The sequence below is a fragment of the Niastella soli genome, assembly GCF_017742245.1.
Classification (GTDB): Bacteria; Bacteroidota; Bacteroidia; order Chitinophagales; family Chitinophagaceae; genus Niastella; species Niastella soli.
Genome location: NZ_JAGHKO010000011.1, coordinates 26,373 through 44,065 on the forward strand (window position 1 = coordinate 26,373; position 17,693 = coordinate 44,065).

Consider the following 17,693-nt stretch of genomic DNA (forward strand, 5'->3'; position numbering starts at 1 on the left):
TGTTGGACCAAATGATGCGAAAGGGAAAATGAGCAAGATGGCTTTTGATCGACAATTGCTCGATTAAAAAAGCGAATCTTGATTATCAATTAATTATACGGTTCCGAAAGTCCTCATTTAAGACTTTAAATGAGGTTGGGATAAAATATTTGATTTGTTTTACTGATGACACACAACTAACCATGGCGACCTGTGAAGCTATATGTACATCCCCTGCCTTTGATCCCGACCTGCTGGCGAGACTTTTGTGCGTTAAATACAAAAGGGATATTGAATTTTCCACAAGAAACCGACTAATAGGTGGGGGCTAAAAACTAAGTGCGTTTCTATATCTCATTGAGCTATAGGGCAAGCTGGCAGGCAGGGTAAATAAAGTAGGCCAACTATTGCATCTTGGTAGTGTAAGTAGTGTAGCAACGGTCATGTCTAGATCAAAACCTGGATTAGGGGTTACGAGGCACTTCCCGGCCGGTCCATATTCAAATGATGTTTGATTGAGTGCTTCTAATCACACTAATTTTAATATTTTAGCAGCAAAAAGGAAGAAACTAAAGTGTTAGAATATTTACATATTATAAATAGATTATTGGTAAAAATAAGATGTCAGAATTATGAGATAAATATTTTGGAGTACAAGATATAGGAAAGCAAGTGTGATTCGTTTCAAGATTATATTACCGAATTAGAAAACAAATAATAAAAATAGTCAACCCTGGGAAAAAGAATTTTTAAAATTAAATATCCAACCGCTCTGTACTTAAACTGCAACCAGATAATGAAACCTCTACTATTATTGTTAATTTCTAGTATTTCATTCCTTTCCAGTATTGCTCAAAGTAACCAAGTTGATGGTTGGGACAAGGATTGGGACTCTAAAGTCAAAGGAAAACTTAAAAGTATCAAGGTTGGAAGCCGAGCAACAGGTACTGCAATATTCTACTATAAATCGAATAAATCTATATTTTCAATCGTTAAACGCAGCCAGCATGGTTGGGATTCTGTATCATCAATTTGTGCCAATTTCCAAAATGATACGCTTTTTAGAGTTTCTATAACACGTGGTTTGCGGGACAATACCAGAGGGTCTGCAATAATTTATTTAAAAGGAAACAAACTAATTGAACAAAAAATAGCTGGAATTATTTTTATTCCCTCAATACTATCACTGATTGATTCTTCTTATAAAATGCTGGAATATGCTAAGGGGGAATTGTCATGGCAACTTAAATAACCAATGGTAAATCCGGGTTGACCGTTAAATGACGCTGCTCGTAACAATTAAGCTAAAAAAGACGAACACTTCTACGGGGCTGGTGAAGTCCCGCGTTATAGTCCATTTAATTTGAAAGGGTGCCTCAGGCAATATTACCGCCGGCTGGTCATCCTGTTTTCTTTTGTTGCTGTTGCCTCATCCGGCTTAATGTTTCGCGGGATACACCCAGAAAAGAAGCGAGCATATGCAACGGAACACGGTTGTATATATGCGGGCACATGTTAACGAAATTGTTGTATTTCTCTTCGGTAGTTTCACTGATATTGCTAAGGATCCTGTTCTGGGTTACTTCGAAATTTTTATAGTCTAATTTTTCTCTGAGTTTTCGAAACCGGGGAATCGTTTCACACAAGGCATCGAACTTTTCTTTTTCAATCAGCAACAGCTCACTGTCTTCCAACGCATCGATATTAAATTTAGAGGGAAGACCGGAATGATAACTTTCATAATCACTGATCCACCAATCTTCTACGGCAAATCGAAGGATATGTTCGGCACCGTCGTTACCTACGCGGTATAACCGAAGGCATCCTTTGGTTATAAAAGTATTATAACGACTGACATCACCTTCCTGTAGTAAATACTGACGTTTACGAATCCGCTTTGGTATCGTTACCGCCTCTACAAGTTTCAGATCCTCATCGGTCAGCCCTCCATTCACCTTCAAATAGTTGGCAAAAACTTCGAACATTTTTAAAAAGCTTTTACCAAAGCTATCCAAAAAAGGCATATCAACAAACGGCAGCCTGCTATCACAAAGGCAAGCTGCCATTTATTAAAGCATTATTTCATCAGACTGATATTTGTCATACCGCCATCCACCAACAGCTCGCTGCCCAAAATAAAGGTTGATTCGTCAGACGCGAGAAATACAGCCGCCTGTCCGATATCAGCAGGTTGGCCAAGCCGGCCCACAGGGATCTGGTTCACCCAGACTTGTTTAATCAGGTCAACCTGTTCGGCAGGTGCGAATTTGTCAAACACCGGCGTATCGATACTACCGGGCGAAAGCACATTCACCCTGATCCTACGAGCTAACAGATCCAGGGAAAACCCTTTTGCGAAGGAAACTACAGCAGCTTTAGCGGCGCTGTAGATAGACATGCCCGGGATCGCCCGATGAGCGGCTGTAGAGCCTATTAAGATAACCGAACTGCCATCATTTAAATACGGTAGCGCCTTTTGAACCGTGAAGTATACGCTTTTCAGATTCAGGTCCATATACTTATCAAATCCATCTTCTCCTACGTCCGACACCGATCCCATTGGCGTGCCATCCACCACGCCGCCTGCATTCACCACCAATACATCAATCTTACCAAACTTGTTGAACGTTTCTTTAAAGATCCATTCCAGATCATCCAGATTTGTTACATCACCCTTGAGTCCAATAAAATTTGTTCCCAATTGCTCAACACATTTGTCTATTGTTTGCTGGTTTCTTCCGGTGATAGCACCATTTGCCCCTTCCTTACTAAAGGAAGCAGCTATGCCGAAACCGATACCGCTGTTACCGCCGGTAACCACAGTTACTTTGTCTTTTAATTTCATTCAACAAATGTCACCCACACATGTCCTTCGCTACAAGGACCTTTGTCACAAAATAATGGTGATAAAGGTCACGTAAACACGGCGACTATTGAATGGTAGAAATTTATTATTTTATTGATGTCCACCACAAAACGGTTCGAAAGTTGTTACCTGCAGCCCGCTTTCGCCCGCCGAAGCTATAACATTGGCGGGCTTCCTAAGTAATTGCTTTCTCGCCGAATTTCTGCGGGCTACAAACGCTTACGCCAGAGCTTCAGCGGCGGCGCACGGACGATCAATGATTTGCAGGCTTTTTGCTTTAATTGGTATGCTAATGCTTATCTGCTACTCAACTTTCCATCAAACTTTTTGATAGCTTCTGCCATAATTGGCGTAAAGAAATTAACAAGGTTTCCATCCGGATCACGGAACAAAAATGACCTGTTTCCCCAGGGCATTGTTGTTGGTTTTTGCACAATGCAATGCTGAAGAAAATCAGCCAGCCTTTTGTAATCGTTATCTACATTTTCAGTGATAAATTCTATTATGGCTGTTCGATTCTGTGCGGCTTTTGCAACTTCCTCACCTCCAAATAGCTGTAAGGTTCTGGTACTCCCAATTGCCAAAGTGGCCCATTGGGTTTGCAGTTCGGCAAAATCATCGGTGTATTGAATTGCAGATATACCAGTGATATGATTGTAAAATTCCACGAGTTTTTTTACATCAGCCGTAATAACTCTAACTGACATCAGGTTCATAATACTGTTTTTATGGATAATATATGTTCTTTGTTGGAGCAAAGATGAAACAGGCTTATGACAAGGGTGTGTCAGGGGTGGTAAATTTTTTTTCTTTTTCAATTAAATATTCCCTCAGCGTCATTTTGTGCGGTTGAAAATTCAATTCAGTCAATTCAAGTTTTAGGATGTTGTTAAGTTTGAACATTCTAAACTCCTTTCTTAATCTACAATAGGCAATTAACGCCCAACTTTCTTCAAGGCAATAATACAAGGCAAATGGCTCAACAAACCTTACTGTTTTTTCTTTTTTGCCTAACGAATGATAATGAATATTGAGAACCTTAAATTCGATAAGGGCATGTTGGATTAGTGTAAGCAAATCGCTTTTTTGTGTTCTTAACAATAAGGGGCTAACAGCAATCCTGTTTGCTAAAAATTCAACCTTTTCTTTTGTAGAAAATTGCAATACTGCTTTTATTTTGTTCAAAGCAGATAGCAATTCTTCTGTAAATGAACGGTCGGTGTTCGATAATAAAAGTTGTTCTGCTGTAATTAATGCGTTTGCTTCGCTCCCGGTAAACATTACAGGCGGTATTTTATATCCCTCCATTAGCGAATATCCTTTGCCATCTATTGTCAAAACAGGAATGCCTGCATCTTCAAGAGCTTTAATGTCTCTGTAAATTGTTCTGATGCTTACATTGAATTTTTTAGAAAGTTGAGTGGCGGTCAAAAGACTTTTTGTTTGTAATTGTGTAGCTATTGAAACCAGTCTTGAGATCCGCTTTAAGTCGTTGTCGTTCATTTTTGCTAAAATGGTTCGCCGGCGGAATTTGCCAGCTGTATAGGTGTTCATTCCCCCCAGTGCTGAACCGACGCTGAATAAAGTTAATAAAGATGATATTTATTTCTATTGCTCTCTGCTTTTCATCTGTTAAAACAGCCGCTTTTTTATTCGAACACAATCCCCATCACCGACACATATGTCTTTTTCACGTTGAGGTTTGAATCTTTATTAAATACCCATTGTAAAAATCTGCCATTTTATTGAGATCAATCCGAAACCGGTTCGAAAGTTGTGACCTTCAGCCTGCAGAAAAATTAAAGCGCTGAATTTCAGCGCTTTTTTTGTGCATTTTAGCTACTTATTCCCACCTTTAGCCAATAAACAATAAAAGCAGTCACCGGGAGTTTAATTAACTAATTTCCAATTCAATATTTTGAATGTATTAATATGAGTACACCTGTTAAACGTCTTAAAATTGGTGAAGGGAAAATAAGTGGCTATTCGTCGATATTCCTTGGGTTACTCTCCCTGACTGGCGTTATTTGTTTTAAATATCCGGAATGGCTCACCACACCGGAATTCAGAGAAATATATACAGGGGAGTCCATGAAGATATTGTTAACGGCTACCATTATCGCCTCATTTCTCTTTGCGCTCGTCAGTTTTATCCTTAGCAAACAAAAGAAATGGGCCATGGCGGGACTGCTCATTTGTAGCCTGTCCATAGTTTTCGGAGGTTTACAGGTACAGGGCCGGCCAGTTGAAAAACAAAGTTGGCACCTGGGCGTTGATTGGTTATTGCTTGACCTGTTGCTTATGGCCGTGATCTTTGTTCCCATTGAAATGGTATTTCCTAAAAACAGGCAACAAAGCAAGTTTCACGAAGAATGGAGAACTGATCTGCTTTATTTTGTTATCAGTCATTTGTTCATTCAGTTCTTTGGAGTGATCACCCAGAAGCCGGCAAAAATATTCTTTGGATGGATCGGATTGTCAGAGATTCAGCATTGGGTACAACAGCTTCCGTATGTTATTGAGCTTTTCTTTGCCTTTCTCATCACTGACCTTTTTCAATATGCCGCCCATCGTTTTTTCCATTCACACACCTACCTGTGGCGCTTCCATTCCGTACACCATTCCACTAAACACATGGATTGGCTGGCCGGCTCAAGGACACATTTTGTAGACATCTTTGTGACCAGGTCCATGACTTTTATCCCCTTGTATATTTTTGGATTTTCGGAGATCACTTTTAATACCTATATCATTTTCATGGCCATCCATGCGGTGCTCATTCATGCCAACACCCGCATCAACTTTGGCTTCCTGAAGTATATTTTTGCTACGCCTCAATACCATCACTGGCACCATTGTGAAGATCCTAAATACTATGGCAAAAACTTTGCAACCATATTCCCGTTTATTGATAAGATATTCGGTACTTACTATCTGCCAGGCAATACCTGGCCCGAAGGCACCGGGTTGCGCGAGACGCATTTTCCCAAAGGGTATGTGAATCAACTGGTGTACCCATTTTCAAAAAGTCCTTTTGATAAAAACCTTAATATGGAGAATGAAACAAAGAGGTAACTATTAATGCTTATTAGTAGAATTGGCAGCGTGTGGTACGCGACATTTTGCTAGTCAGTTGTTATACTGACCTGGCCTACGCTGATGTAAAGAAACTTAAGCGCTCCGAGATCATCATCGGCGTGGATGGCGAACAGTTGCTGGTGAGTCGCAGACAGAAAACGGATATCTCTGCCCGCATTCCTTTACTACCCGTGGCCCTTACCATCATTGACCGCTACAAAGACTACCCCCATTGCCAGGGAAAAGACCTGGTACTTCCCATCCTCAGCAATCAGAAAATGAATGCCTATCTGGAGGAAATAGCCGACGTGTGCCATATACAGAAAACGCTTACTTATCACATTGCTCGACATGCATTCGCCACTACCATAACGCTCACTAATGGGGTGCCCATTGAGTCGGTCTCAAAGATGCTTGGTCATCGCAATCTGCGGACTACGCAGCATTATGCGAAGATTTTGGATAAGAAGATTGGGGAGGGTATGAAGGGGTTAAGGGCGTAGGTTCCACGCCGAGCCACGGTGTTTCTAAACTTGGGCTTTTCCCGTTTGATCACTTACAACTGAGTATATGGCTATTTTGGTAAGCTATAAGTAATGTGTCCCTGTTCATCCAGGAAATTTAATTTGGCTGTTCCGATAGAATCAACAAACAATTGAAGCCTCGGCTTACCCATGCGATCGGCAAGTGTTACCATTGCAGTCTTGCTTTCATCCTTGCCTACAAATATCCGTTGCGCATATGCCTTTTGCCCGACCTTAGGTTTCATAAGGTTCTTCAATGTAGCTTCTTTTGTGGGACCATCAGGTAATTGCTGTGCTTTCTTGTATTCCGCCCGCCAGTCCCAAAAGGCAGGAGATGTTTGCCAGTCGTCAATATGCAGCCCGGTGCTTTGATCACCATTGTCATCGGCATAAGTTAGGTAAAGTACCTGATTCTGGTTATACTGATCAAATGAAAGGTGCCCTGTGGCCTGATACTTTCCGCTACTGTCCCTGCCACCCATGAAAACCAGACCGCCATTCTCGGTGCCTTCGTCGTTGTAAAAAATCAGTCCGGGTCTGTTTTGCCCAGGAATGGGCGGGGTCAATGGTTTGCCGTAGGCAAGCACTTCAGGTGAACGCTCTTTGTTGGAAATAGCCATTCGCAGTTGGCCATTACTTTCTACGATGTTTATGCGTTCCGCCGTAATCTCTTTAAAACGAGAGGTGCCAGAATTGATGAAAGAATACAAACCTATGATCGCTAAAAGTAAGGTCAAGATGCCTGCATACCATTTAAGAAGTACTAAATCCTTCTGCATTTTGGCTATTTGCTGTTCCATTAAGAATATAATTGAATGAGGGTTAGTTAAGAGGACGCAAAAATAGCGTTTTGATTGCAGATCATATTTTAATACAGGTTATTGTCATTTTTGGCGTTGGTTAAACGGGATGCGCTTATAGTACCTGCGCAGCGCTTAACCAACCTTTACTGATTACCATACAAACAATTTACTGACATCAGTGGAATTAGGCGGTCCATTTCTTTGAAGAGGCGCTTTTACAGTGTTTCTTTTTTTAGAGATCGTTATTTCTTAATTTCTTTGAGGATTGTCTTCATTTCTTCCACTTCCTTCTTCAATAATTGAAGATCCCTATTCTCCTCCCTCAACTGCCTGATCTGTTTTTCCTGCTCAATTGCGTACAATGTCAATTCTTCAATTTTCTTTAGTAACGTGGCCTGGTTATCGCCTACATCTATTCCATTCTTTTCAACTTCTTCTGCCGGGAGAACTTCCGGCAAGTGATGATATGTTTTTATGAATTGTTCAACTTCACTGAGCGGGCGAAGTCGGTAGGTAGTATTGAAGACATAATCAGACCAGGGAAGCGATTTCACGACAACCTTTGTAAAGATGGCAGTACCGGCAACAGCCAGCTTATATCCCTTTGTATCATGGCATCCAATGCCTACATTTCCATCCTGGTCCATTCTAAGTCCAGACTCTGCCCCTGCCAATGGTGCCAATAAAAATCCGAAGTTTAGGGGGCCTGCCGTTGATCCATATACAATACCTGCGTCACCCTCCTGAGTAATAGGGTTAAATGCCAGCGCATGTAAAGAACCACTATGGATTTTTACCATTTTCTGGTCGTTATGCATTATACGAATGCCGTCAAGCACAGCACCAGTTGCTATATCCAATTTAAATGCAGGCATACAAGCAAGGCCTAAACTGCCGCTGGGCGACCAGTTTTGAGCCTTCGCAGTTGTGGCGCCAAGAATAAAAATGATAGCAAAAGAAATGGAATAGAATCTCGCAAAAATAATGTTCATAAAATGTGTAGTTCGGTATTTGGAAGACCTGCTTTGCAAGCCATAAATGTATAAGCGCAAAATAAGAAGTATTTGATTAAACGGTGATGCTGTCTTAGCAATTATATCTCCTCTTTAAAAAATGAAGGTTCTTTATGCGCAATTCTTATCCCTTTTCCGTCTTTCATAACAATTATCGCCCGCCCTGGCAAGTCCTTTTTCCATTGTATTGAGTCGGGTGCATAATAAACGACTGCAAGCTTTTGTCTTCGTAAAATCCCTTCGTAAAGTTGCGTGATTCGTGGAAAAACTGATTTCGGGTGAGGACTAACGAGCTTTTTAAGAAAATGGCCAAGTTTTTGCTATTGAGCTTGTTCGTTATAAATACTAAATCCTAATAAAGCATTAGCTAGCGTTAATGAAGGATTTAAGAAACCCAATAACCCTTAATAGCACTTCATGAAAATTTATTTGTTTGTTATTTTGAATTTAATTGCTATAGCCTCCATGGCTCAGCAAAAGCAAACGGTTGAGCCAGCTGATACAGTCCTGGCAACCTATTTACAACGTCAATTTTACTCTGAATCTTTTGTAGACACCTGCTATACCGGAATACATTTTCTGGAAATTAGTTTCTCCCCACGATCGACATCCACATTTATTTCAGGCAATTTAAATTCCGTTTATAAAAGGCGTATTGAAAGCCTGGTATCTGATCCGCTAAAGATCTGGGATAAGCGCTATGTTGCCTATTGCAAAAAGAAAAAAATCCACATCGTACTGCCTATTTTATTTGTTATAAATGTAAACTGTTACAGGTTAGGTGACGCAAACAATCCTGCAGATCCTGTGAGCAAGGCAACTGTAAATGAGTTAGCTATCAAAATGTTAGGTAGTCAAACTTTATCACTCAAACAATCTTTTAATCAAATTGGGCTTGAGCAAAAAGGAAAAGCGACCAATTGCATAATGGTAGCTCCCTGTACTATTAGCAGCAGGTTGAACAAGCAAAAAACAATGATGTGATTTATTGGTTAGTGCCTGGTTAATGATATTGCCTGGTTTTGGGGCCTTAGCGACTTTTCCTGCTGTATGCGTCGTTTGTATTGATACTTTTCAATACGGTTGCAGCCTGCAGATCGTTCAAAGGCATTCGTATGGTATAGGAGCAACTCACATCTTCACCCAGGGCATTCTTATTTGCGTTCTTTACAATACTGGAAAATTCAACATCAATATATTGATGGTGTTCCATGAAATTCATAATGGGGCTGACGGTTTGGGCCACTTGGATCGCCTGGGCTTTGATAGCCAAAGTATCCAGCGAGCAAAGGCTGCCTGCGTCATCTGTTTCACTGATCTTTACTGTATAAACCCCGTTTGTTTTTAATTGCCGAATGGCTTTGTTGTCATAAATTATCTCGATAAAGCGATGCCTGTTTGAACGCTCAACATATTTTTTTTCTTTTGCATTTAACTGGTACCTGGGTGGAAAGCATGATGTTATAGCAAACGTTATCAAAAACGAAGCAGCTATTAATATGTAAATTTGCTTCATGATTTTATTTAAATGTAATAAAATCTGTCTGTTCATTTTGAACAGACAGATTTTTGCTATTAAAAAAGTATTATGGTACTTTCCCTGTAAAGGAAATGGCGCCTAAAACCTGTCCATTACTACCACCGGTTGCAGAAGGATACTTAAGTCCTCCATTTATCATGATCTGTACCGGCTCCTGGTTCCAGTACATAGCTACCTGGGTAATACTTGTTGGATTAAAAGTGAGTGTACCCGAATACGAAGCCGTTTGCCCCGGGGTTACATTGCTCAGGCTGATAGTTTGCGGGCCGCCGATCATTGTCGATAATCCGGGATGATATGCCACAACAACAAATTCGCAAACAGGATTATTGAGGAAGTTTGAACTTACGTCTGCCGGAATAGTTACCGTAAAGTTCAGGTAAAGGTTCAGCACTTCGCTTGTGACAACCGGGTTAGGATTGGCCGATGCGGAAAGAGACCATGCACCGCTAAAAAGAAAATTGGTGGTAGCAGATGAAATTCCACTCGAAAAAGAATACCCTGCAAAACTAAATATGCCACTCCCCGGGTAACTGGTGGGGGGCACATAACCTCCACCACTTCCACCACCACCGGTGCCCACGCCACTGCCGGTGCCGCCGCCGCCGCCGCTACCAGAACCAGTGGAACCACTGCCGCCACTATCACCGCCACCGCTTCCTCCCATATTCCCAAAATCCTCTGGCAGAGTAGGATCAGGTGGATCCGGATATGTAATATCTACGCTGCAATCTCCATAATGATCAAATTCTTTTGTTTCACAATCAGACCAAACGTTACAAACGCTTGTAACAGTCATTCCGCCGCCTGAGTACATCGGGCTGCTTACCTGCTTCATGCAATTGGCGTCATCTAATGGATCTTCTTCACCGACATTTTCCTGTGCATACGTAGCGGTACCCATTACCAGCCTGTTGTTTTGCAGTACAGGGAAAAGCTGCAGTGAAAATATCAATAGCCATATAAATTTTTTCATGGTATTTATATTTTTTAGAGTTAATAACTATTATTGCCTGATAATTTTTACAGCGCTTGTTTGACTGCCATGTTTAAGGCTTAACATATACACCCCAGCAGGCACCTGCAGGTTTACATCGCGTACATACTTGCCAGGCATTAATGTTTCGGATGTTTCACTATACACAGTTTTGCCATCCATACTCACTACCAGGATGCTTACAGGCATTCTTTGCTGCAATTCAAACGAAAAACGCACGCTGTTTGTAAAAGGGGTAGGAAATGCCTGAAGGTTCACGGGCTGCGTTACCATTAACGCTTTATCGGAAGATCCTTTGGCAATTTTGATGAAGAAAGGTTTACCGGGTTCTTTTCGTTCCGGCGAATACATCTGCAGGTTACCAGCCAGTAAAATACTATCTGCGTTTTTTACTACCTGAATTTGTCCTTCGCGTAACTCCCAGTTCATTGGCTTTCCGCCACTGTAGTGATCGACCTTGCTATAGGTGCTGTTCATAAAGGTAAGTCCTTTATCAGTTAGCATGGCGGTAACCGGAAATGAATTATCTTCTTCTTCCCAGGTTCCTTCAAAACCATTTTCTGTTGGCGTAAGGGTTAACGTAATAGGCGTTTGGTTGATGATGTACCTGCCGCTCCAGTCGTATTTGAATGCGGTCCCTTTAAAAGTTCCATTCATATCGGCGGCGGCAGCATTATGCATCACTCTTACATATTTTGATAGAGGATCAATAAGCAACTTATTACCGTCGGATGATTGCTGCAGGTAATTTTCAGGCTGAGCTAATGCCAGCTCGCCGGTACTTTGTCCCTCGCCTTTTTCGGCAGACAATACCAGCCAGCGCCGGGCTTCATCGATATTTCTTTCAACACCATACCCATTACGCAGGCATAACCCTACATAATACATTGAAGCCGGATGGCCTTTTTGGGCACTTGCCAGAAAAATTTCATAAGCCTGCCGGTAATTCTGCTGGCAGCTGAGGCCTTTGAACAACATGTATGCTTTCATGGCCAACGCTTTATTGTCGTTCTGAGCTGCCCCTTTTTCAAACAACCGGTACGCTTTTTCGTAATCCTGTTTGGTTCCTGTTCCTCTTTTGTACATCATACCCAGGTAATACCATGCTTTGGGATAGCCGCTTTCTGCAGCCTGCTGAAACCATTGCAGGGCTTTTGCGGCATCTTGTGTTGTGCCTATTCCTTTGCTGTATTGTACGCCTAAACCATACATGGCTTTGGCATTACCAGCCGCTGCACCCTGCTGGTACAACGCAAAGGACTTTTGTGGATTAAAGGGCTTGCCCAATCCGTAATAGTAGCCGTCGGCATCGTTTACCAATTTGCCAACATCGGCCGGCTGCGTTTGTGCATTGGCACAAAACATGGCAGCCAGGGCAGTAAAAGCTGTAACATACTGCTTTTTCATTTGCTTGATTTTTGGTTATAAAATGGGATTTACCACTGAAAACTTTTATTAATGCCCGCCTGCTGCTGGGGCAACGTATTTACAGTAGCCTTCACTCTGGCGGATTTTAACTGGCGTAGAAGAGGGGGCATAATACGATACACCTCATTTACGTACGCTGTTTGTTTTATATTATCGTTTGCATAACGATCTTTTGCTGCCAGCAGTTTAATATTGTAATCTGTTAATTGTGTTATTGTTGAAACACTATCCGCTACCGTTACCATGCCCCGTTGCACCATTTCGCTCCAGTCTTTTTTTGACCATTCTTCTGCCTGCGTACGGTTCTTTTCATAAAGCAATTGCATATACTGATCTTCATTTAACAGTGCCGGAATGCGCACTGCTTCAAAGGGAGTGGCATCAAATTTTCCCCGGGGATTTTTTATTGAGTACTCCTCATTCATTTTTTGCAGGGTAAAAGCGCCTGCCATCAGTGAATCAACCTGTTCTGTGGTTAGCGCCAGTTTTTCCCTCTTTTTGATAGCTGTTGCATGGAGGGATAAAAAGGGAAAACTTCCATCTTTCATTACAGCGATGGCGATCAAAGAATCATGATAGCGGGAGGCTGCGGTTGTTACACTGTCTTTGTATTTTGTATAAAAGGGTAATGTATAATCATAGATAGCCAGTGTTTTTTCTTTTTCAAAAACCCTTGGGCGTACCGAATCGAGGCCGGCCGGCGTAAGCTGATTACGATAAGCTATTTGATAACTGATTCGACCGGTATTGAAAGTGGCGCGTTGGAGAATGTCATCTTTAAAAAGAACGGCATAATAGGCCGTGTCTTTTGTTACACGGCGCAAAGCCTCGTAAAAATTATCTGTGTAACCCGCATTGCTTTTCTTGAGGCAAAGACTTATGAACTCGCTAGAAATTCTGTCTGCATCTTTTTGGGTAATAGGCTTTATCGCTTGCAGGTGGTTCAGTGATCCCTGTAAAAATGATTGCCCTTTTATAGCATATAGGTAATTATTCAATACCGAATCGTTTGTCGAAACCATGTTATACAGCAAGGAGTCCATTCGCACATCCCCGGCATATTGGCCATACAGCTTGTTAAACGCGATTCGCTGCTGGTACAGCAGGTCAAACAATTTTTGCTGAATGGTAGCGCCTGTTTTGTATTTCGATGCCAGGTAAGCACTCATTAACTGCGCTTCCTTTAAGGACGCACCAGTGGCGGCCTGCATAAAGTATAGTTCTTTCTCTACTGGTGTGAGGAGCGAACAGAAGGCCTTGTGTACCGAATCTTTTATTTTATTTATCTGGTCTTCTCCTTTTTCATCAACGATGGCCGTGGCAATAACACTATCGCTCATGAGAAAATGGCGCGCAAAGATCAATTGCCTGGTGGCCGGCAACCTTAGCTTTTGATACACTTCATTTACCCTTACAATTACTGAAGGGGGGTATTGTTTTTTTAATTCAATAGCCAGTTGCTGGCTTCTTGCTATGAAGGGTAGCAAGAAAATGGTTACATACAGTATACGCATATGATACAGTTTAAATGATTTTTGTTTTTTGGTTACCACCACATTCTTTCCCCGGAATCTGTAATGGTAAAAGGTCTCTCCAGTTTTTGGGAATATTCGGGTATGAGTATCAGCAGGGCATTACGTGGAACGCGGTCAAACACCAGTTCATTTGTAGGTGCTGCAGGAGCTGTTTGCTTGGAGACAAGCCGCCATGTATTATCCCAATAATACAGGCTGTATTGTTTGCCGGGGCGGAACATGAGGTATTTTTCCTGCTGTTTAATATGAATCGTTCTGTAGTGCACAGTGTCGGGCCGCAGTTCCTGCACATGCTGGTATCCCGAAGCAACCGGATATCCAGCTATGATCAACTTCCCCTTATTACAATACACGGGCAGAAAAACAGCACCCTGGCACATATTGGTGAATACAACACTGTCGCCTCTGACCTTTCCCCACCAGGCAGGGTTCCAGTCTATTTGATTTAATACACATGCATACGCGATCTTGGGCTTTACCGGATGATGGAAGAGGGCACATTTCACGTTGCGAACGGGCCAGAACTCGTTGGTTACATCTTTGTAATTTAGAGTACGCAAAAAGTTATCGGGAATGTTTTCTATGTTTTCAATGCTGGCTACACAATTCGGCTGCCTCGAATAAGTGGTTCGTATTACCTTTGCCGGTTCACGTGCAAATGTTTTAAATCGCGGGCTGGATGTTGCCGCATCAAAGCGAACCATTTTAGAGGAATCTGTGAGTATACTATTGAAAAAATGGGTGCCAAAAGAAGTTGCCCAGCAGGTAACCATATCGTTGGTAACCAAAAAGCCCTGCGAACGTAGTGCAAAGACCATCAGGTCGGCAATGTCTTCGCAGGCGCCTGCTTTTCTATGTAATAATTGCAGGGCACCGAGTCTTGGTAACGGTTCACGGCGCTGCTGTCCCAGGCCATAGGTATTGGCAAACCAGTTTTGGGCATCACCGGAAACCAGCGCTACCACCTGTTCTGTGTTTCTGCCTGTGGCGCTGTCGCTTATCCATGCATACTTCAGCATGTAATGTTGTCGCCATGTTTGAAGCGGTTCAACAGATGCCCTGTAAGGGAGCACATATTCACAGAAATCCTTAAATGAAATATTCTTTGCCCAGGCTTTTTGCCTTGTTGCAAATGCCATGTCTATATTGTTAATGAGATAGGTGGCCTTCATGCTGTCGATATCGCGATAACTGTATGATACCGGGTGAATACCTGGTGTGTTTTTTTTCAATCGTTCAAAGGCTTGTAACGAAGCAGTGATATCGGGATAGTCCAGCTCATTAAATTGAATTTTTTTGCCGCTGCTGTCGGCCCAATAGTAAGTACACGAACGGTGAACCGGCATATGTTCTATTAAAAAACAAGCAGCTTTTAATTTTAGCAGATCAGCGGGTTGTTTGTAATGCCGTAGTACCGTTTCCAGTTGAGACCGGTTTGCACCTGCCTCGCGAAGCGCCGATTCTACTGCAGGCGGATATTTTAATTGTGCGCAAACAAAAAATGGAGAAGCGATAAAAGAAAGTAGAATTGTTATTTTCATGTTCAGGATTTTACCAGTGTAAATATCACTTTGATCAGAAGGGAGTCTTTTTACGGATCATCGGTCATTGCAGGCGGTGTATGATCTCAAACGCCTGTTGCCGGTAAAACAGGGATCTTGCATTAGCTGTTTTCGAGCTGGCATTGATGATCAATTTTGCTTTTGCCAGGGCAGTAGTGCTATCTTTCATACTAACAGATAACTGCATCATGGCATATTCTGGCGCCAGCCTCGACGGCTCCATATTATGCGCCAGCAAAAAGCAGGACCGGGCATTCTCGTATTGTTGAAGAGAGGTATAGCACTCACCAATCTTTAAATATAGATTGGGGTAGCTGACAAGATTTTTGGCCCGGTTAAATTGTATGATAGCTTCGTTGTACTTTTTTGTGTTCATTAATGCCTTGCCATATAGCTGCAGGTAACTTTCTGCATTATTAAGCTGCACTGTCAGGGGCACAAGTATTTCAAGCGCGCTTGCATTGTCTCCGGAGGTAACTGCTACCGAAGCCTTTTTTACCTGCAGCAGGTTGTTTGCCACCGATATTCGCGCATACATAAAATATAGAGCTGCCATTACGAGCACTGCAACAGTTGCATTTTTAATCAATGGTTTAGCAAAAAGGCCCCGAACAAAAGGTAAGCTGCTTTTTATAGGTAACACCGGCGAACAAAGGATGGCCATAAACAATAAGAACACACACATGGCAGGTAAAGCCTGAATAGTAAAATTGACCATCGACATACTGACGAAGGCAATCACACCTGCCCAGGCAGTTACTTTTGCATAACTTTCTTCCTGGCTGTCGGTTGCCCTTTTTTGCTCCCTATCTGGGGATGAATGTTCTTTAGGGTATAGTAAGATCAATGAAACGAATAATGCTGTTAGTAACATCATAGCAGGTATTCCTCCCTCTACGCCTGTTTCAAGCCACTCGTTATAGGCCATATAAACATGAGTAGCGTTATTTTTTTCAGCGTCGGCTGCCTTTCCTTTTTTGATATAATCAGACTGTTCCAGGTTATAGTCATGTTCAAACATGCCAAGGCCAACGCCGTTAAATGGTTTTTGGGCTATGATACCGGTACTCACTTTCCATATTAATAAGCGGCCATCGGCTGAACGTTGCTTTGCTTTATATGCATAATAACAGACTGGCGTTATTAACAACATAGTTGCTACACCTGTAATAATCTTTTTAAAAAGGGATTGCTTACGGAAATGGAAAAACCACCTGAACCGGTAATTACAAATAATGAATGCAGCGAGCGCAGCGCCAATAAGGGCAGTCCGGCATTGTAACAATAGTAGTGAAACCAATATGCCGCCTAACAAACCCAAAACCCAAATTTTACTTCGACCACGTTGCTGAAATAAGAGATAATAGGCAGCCGCAGAGCTCATAGCCAGGAACATGGCTGTTACATTGGGATTTACCCAACTACCGGTTACCTGGAAGAATGAGTTTTTACTTTGCGCCAACCCCCACCATTGTAACATGCAGATAATACATTCTACTGCAGCCAGCATCACCACGCCCGAAAACAAAAGAGTTATTACTCTTTGATTACAGGTTTGCAGGCAGGCTATAAAGAACAGTAAATACCCCAGTAGCAGGTAGTGCCTTGCATGTAAACCTTCATGGCTGAATAAACCCTGCACAACAAAGTAAAATATGAATAACAAAAAGATATAAACCGGTATGCTCCGCCGGCTTATTAATGGCCTGGTTAAACCTGGCCATCTGCATATGCAATAAATAAAAAAGACGGCGGCCGAAGTTTCAAATAAAAATATGGCAGCAGAAGATTCGTAAGGAAACATGCTGCTGTTAATAAGCGTTGCTGTTGCGGCTAGCAATAGTAAGATAGCAGCAAATCGTTGCGCGGGCATAACTAACGGAATTAAGGTAACTGTTTAATTTTCGATAGTTATTCACGGGTACATGGGTCAATTATATCTTTACGGCAGAAGCAATAGCGCACCTGTAGGTGAGAAAAGCATGTGCAGCCGACTGCCTCCATCATTATGATATTCTTATAATGGCATGCAGGAGCGAACAGGTAAATAAATACCTGGTGCAATAATGCTATTCATTCACAGTGGAATGTTTGTGAATCCTTCAGTGCTTAAGATGGTAGAAGATGTCAGGTGTATAACCTTTTTGTGTGTGGATGAAGCGCGTTGTTGTTATTAGCGCGAATGAATGCAGTGATAATTGTTTTGGTTGGGTGTTGTAATTCATAGACAAGCGGTTAAAGGTCGATGGACAATATTAGGTGTTCGTAAGTTAGTAAATATTTACAAAACAATAAAGTTAAAAGTAATAAATACATTTATTAGTAGGTAACGAATAAGTATAAGGCATTTCATACAGGATAGTGCAGG

Annotated in this window: 16 protein-coding genes; 4 read left to right on the top strand and 12 right to left on the bottom strand. The window is 41.9% G+C overall.

Annotated features, from left to right (window positions below):
- The first annotated feature begins 775 nt into the window (after positions 1-775).
- A complete protein-coding gene (locus tag J7I42_RS26305; protein WP_209141872.1) occupies positions 776-1,231 on the top strand; it encodes a hypothetical protein in 456 nt (151 codons plus the stop codon).
- 148 nt (positions 1,232-1,379) lie between these two features.
- Here the strand turns inward: J7I42_RS26305 and J7I42_RS26310 are convergent, their stop codons facing one another.
- The 4 genes from J7I42_RS26310 to J7I42_RS26325 all read right to left on the bottom strand — a co-directional run bounded on the left by J7I42_RS26310 (position 1,380) and on the right by J7I42_RS26325 (position 4,399).
- A complete protein-coding gene (locus J7I42_RS26310) occupies positions 1,380-1,964 on the bottom strand; it encodes a Crp/Fnr family transcriptional regulator (protein WP_209141873.1) in 585 nt (194 codons plus the stop codon).
- Positions 1,965-2,056: 92 nt separating this feature from the next.
- Positions 2,057-2,824: an SDR family NAD(P)-dependent oxidoreductase gene (locus J7I42_RS26315; RefSeq protein WP_209141874.1), complete on the bottom strand. Its 768-nt coding sequence runs from the start codon at positions 2,822-2,824 to the stop codon at positions 2,057-2,059.
- Positions 2,825-3,141: 317 nt separating this feature from the next.
- The gene (locus tag J7I42_RS26320) at positions 3,142-3,663 is read right to left on the bottom strand and encodes a VOC family protein (RefSeq protein WP_236065590.1); all 522 of its coding nucleotides are present in this window, start codon (positions 3,661-3,663) and stop codon (positions 3,142-3,144) included.
- A complete protein-coding gene (locus J7I42_RS26325) occupies positions 3,617-4,399 on the bottom strand; it encodes a helix-turn-helix transcriptional regulator (protein ID WP_209141875.1) in 783 nt (260 codons plus the stop codon). The genes J7I42_RS26320 and J7I42_RS26325 overlap by 47 nt, the downstream gene beginning before the upstream one ends.
- 378 nt (positions 4,400-4,777) lie before the next feature.
- On the opposite strand from J7I42_RS26325, the gene J7I42_RS26330 reads away from it, so the two are divergent.
- Positions 4,778-5,920: a sterol desaturase family protein gene (locus J7I42_RS26330; RefSeq protein ID WP_209141876.1), complete on the top strand. Its 1,143-nt coding sequence runs from the start codon at positions 4,778-4,780 to the stop codon at positions 5,918-5,920.
- A 32-nt stretch (positions 5,921-5,952) separates the two neighbouring features.
- Positions 5,953-6,426 carry a site-specific integrase gene (locus tag J7I42_RS26335; RefSeq protein WP_209141877.1) on the top strand — a complete coding sequence of 158 codons (474 nt, stop codon included), beginning with the start codon at positions 5,953-5,955 and terminating at the stop codon, positions 6,424-6,426.
- A 71-nt stretch (positions 6,427-6,497) separates the two neighbouring features.
- On the opposite strand, the gene J7I42_RS26340 is transcribed toward J7I42_RS26335, so the two are convergent.
- Both J7I42_RS26340 and J7I42_RS26345 read right to left on the bottom strand, forming a co-directional pair.
- The gene (locus J7I42_RS26340) at positions 6,498-7,226 is read right to left on the bottom strand and encodes a hypothetical protein (RefSeq protein ID WP_209141878.1); all 729 of its coding nucleotides are present in this window, start codon (positions 7,224-7,226) and stop codon (positions 6,498-6,500) included.
- Positions 7,227-7,492: 266 nt separating this feature from the next.
- Positions 7,493-8,242: a hypothetical protein gene (locus tag J7I42_RS26345; protein ID WP_209141879.1), complete on the bottom strand. Its 750-nt coding sequence runs from the start codon at positions 8,240-8,242 to the stop codon at positions 7,493-7,495.
- 438 nt (positions 8,243-8,680) lie between these two features.
- Between J7I42_RS26345 and J7I42_RS26350 the strand changes: the two genes are divergently transcribed.
- On the top strand, positions 8,681-9,247 hold the full coding sequence (locus J7I42_RS26350) for a hypothetical protein (protein ID WP_209141880.1): 567 nt from the start codon (positions 8,681-8,683) through the stop codon (positions 9,245-9,247).
- Positions 9,248-9,293: 46 nt separating this feature from the next.
- Here the strand turns inward: J7I42_RS26350 and J7I42_RS26355 are convergent, their stop codons facing one another.
- The 6 genes from J7I42_RS26355 to J7I42_RS26380 all read right to left on the bottom strand — a co-directional run bounded on the left by J7I42_RS26355 (position 9,294) and on the right by J7I42_RS26380 (position 16,967).
- Entirely contained in the window at positions 9,294-9,779 is a 486-nt protein-coding gene (locus J7I42_RS26355; protein WP_209141881.1) for a hypothetical protein, read from the bottom strand.
- Positions 9,780-9,849: 70 nt separating this feature from the next.
- Positions 9,850-10,779 (bottom strand): hypothetical protein, encoded by a 930-nt coding sequence (locus tag J7I42_RS26360; protein WP_209141882.1) that lies wholly within the window; start codon positions 10,777-10,779, stop codon positions 9,850-9,852.
- 30 nt (positions 10,780-10,809) lie between these two features.
- Positions 10,810-12,207 carry a T9SS type A sorting domain-containing protein gene (locus J7I42_RS26365; protein ID WP_209141883.1) on the bottom strand — a complete coding sequence of 466 codons (1,398 nt, stop codon included), beginning with the start codon at positions 12,205-12,207 and terminating at the stop codon, positions 10,810-10,812.
- 29 nt (positions 12,208-12,236) lie between these two features.
- Positions 12,237-13,742: a hypothetical protein gene (locus J7I42_RS26370; protein WP_209141884.1), complete on the bottom strand. Its 1,506-nt coding sequence runs from the start codon at positions 13,740-13,742 to the stop codon at positions 12,237-12,239.
- Between the two features lie 32 nt (positions 13,743-13,774).
- Positions 13,775-15,304, bottom strand: coding sequence for a transglutaminase domain-containing protein (locus J7I42_RS26375; RefSeq protein WP_209141885.1), 1,530 nt, complete (start codon positions 15,302-15,304; stop codon positions 13,775-13,777).
- Positions 15,305-15,368: 64 nt separating this feature from the next.
- A complete protein-coding gene (locus J7I42_RS26380; protein WP_209141886.1) occupies positions 15,369-16,967 on the bottom strand; it encodes an O-antigen ligase family protein in 1,599 nt (532 codons plus the stop codon).
- Between the last annotated feature and the right edge of the window lie 726 nt (positions 16,968-17,693).

Coding starts and splice junctions, on each gene's coding strand:
- J7I42_RS26305 (WP_209141872.1), top strand. CDS start 776: ATGAAACCTCTACTATTATTGTTAATTTCTAGTATTTCATTCCTTTCC.
- J7I42_RS26310 (WP_209141873.1), bottom strand. CDS start 1,964: ATGTTCGAAGTTTTTGCCAACTATTTGAAGGTGAATGGAGGGCTGACC.
- J7I42_RS26315 (WP_209141874.1), bottom strand. CDS start 2,824: ATGAAATTAAAAGACAAAGTAACTGTGGTTACCGGCGGTAACAGCGGT.
- J7I42_RS26325 (WP_209141875.1), bottom strand. CDS start 4,399: ATGAACACCTATACAGCTGGCAAATTCCGCCGGCGAACCATTTTAGCA.
- J7I42_RS26330 (WP_209141876.1), top strand. CDS start 4,778: ATGAGTACACCTGTTAAACGTCTTAAAATTGGTGAAGGGAAAATAAGT.
- J7I42_RS26340 (WP_209141878.1), bottom strand. CDS start 7,226: ATGCAGAAGGATTTAGTACTTCTTAAATGGTATGCAGGCATCTTGACC.
- J7I42_RS26345 (WP_209141879.1), bottom strand. CDS start 8,242: ATGAACATTATTTTTGCGAGATTCTATTCCATTTCTTTTGCTATCATT.
- J7I42_RS26350 (WP_209141880.1), top strand. CDS start 8,681: ATGAAAATTTATTTGTTTGTTATTTTGAATTTAATTGCTATAGCCTCC.
- J7I42_RS26355 (WP_209141881.1), bottom strand. CDS start 9,779: ATGAAGCAAATTTACATATTAATAGCTGCTTCGTTTTTGATAACGTTT.
- J7I42_RS26360 (WP_209141882.1), bottom strand. CDS start 10,779: ATGAAAAAATTTATATGGCTATTGATATTTTCACTGCAGCTTTTCCCT.
- J7I42_RS26365 (WP_209141883.1), bottom strand. CDS start 12,207: ATGAAAAAGCAGTATGTTACAGCTTTTACTGCCCTGGCTGCCATGTTT.
- J7I42_RS26370 (WP_209141884.1), bottom strand. CDS start 13,742: ATGCGTATACTGTATGTAACCATTTTCTTGCTACCCTTCATAGCAAGA.
- J7I42_RS26375 (WP_209141885.1), bottom strand. CDS start 15,304: ATGAAAATAACAATTCTACTTTCTTTTATCGCTTCTCCATTTTTTGTT.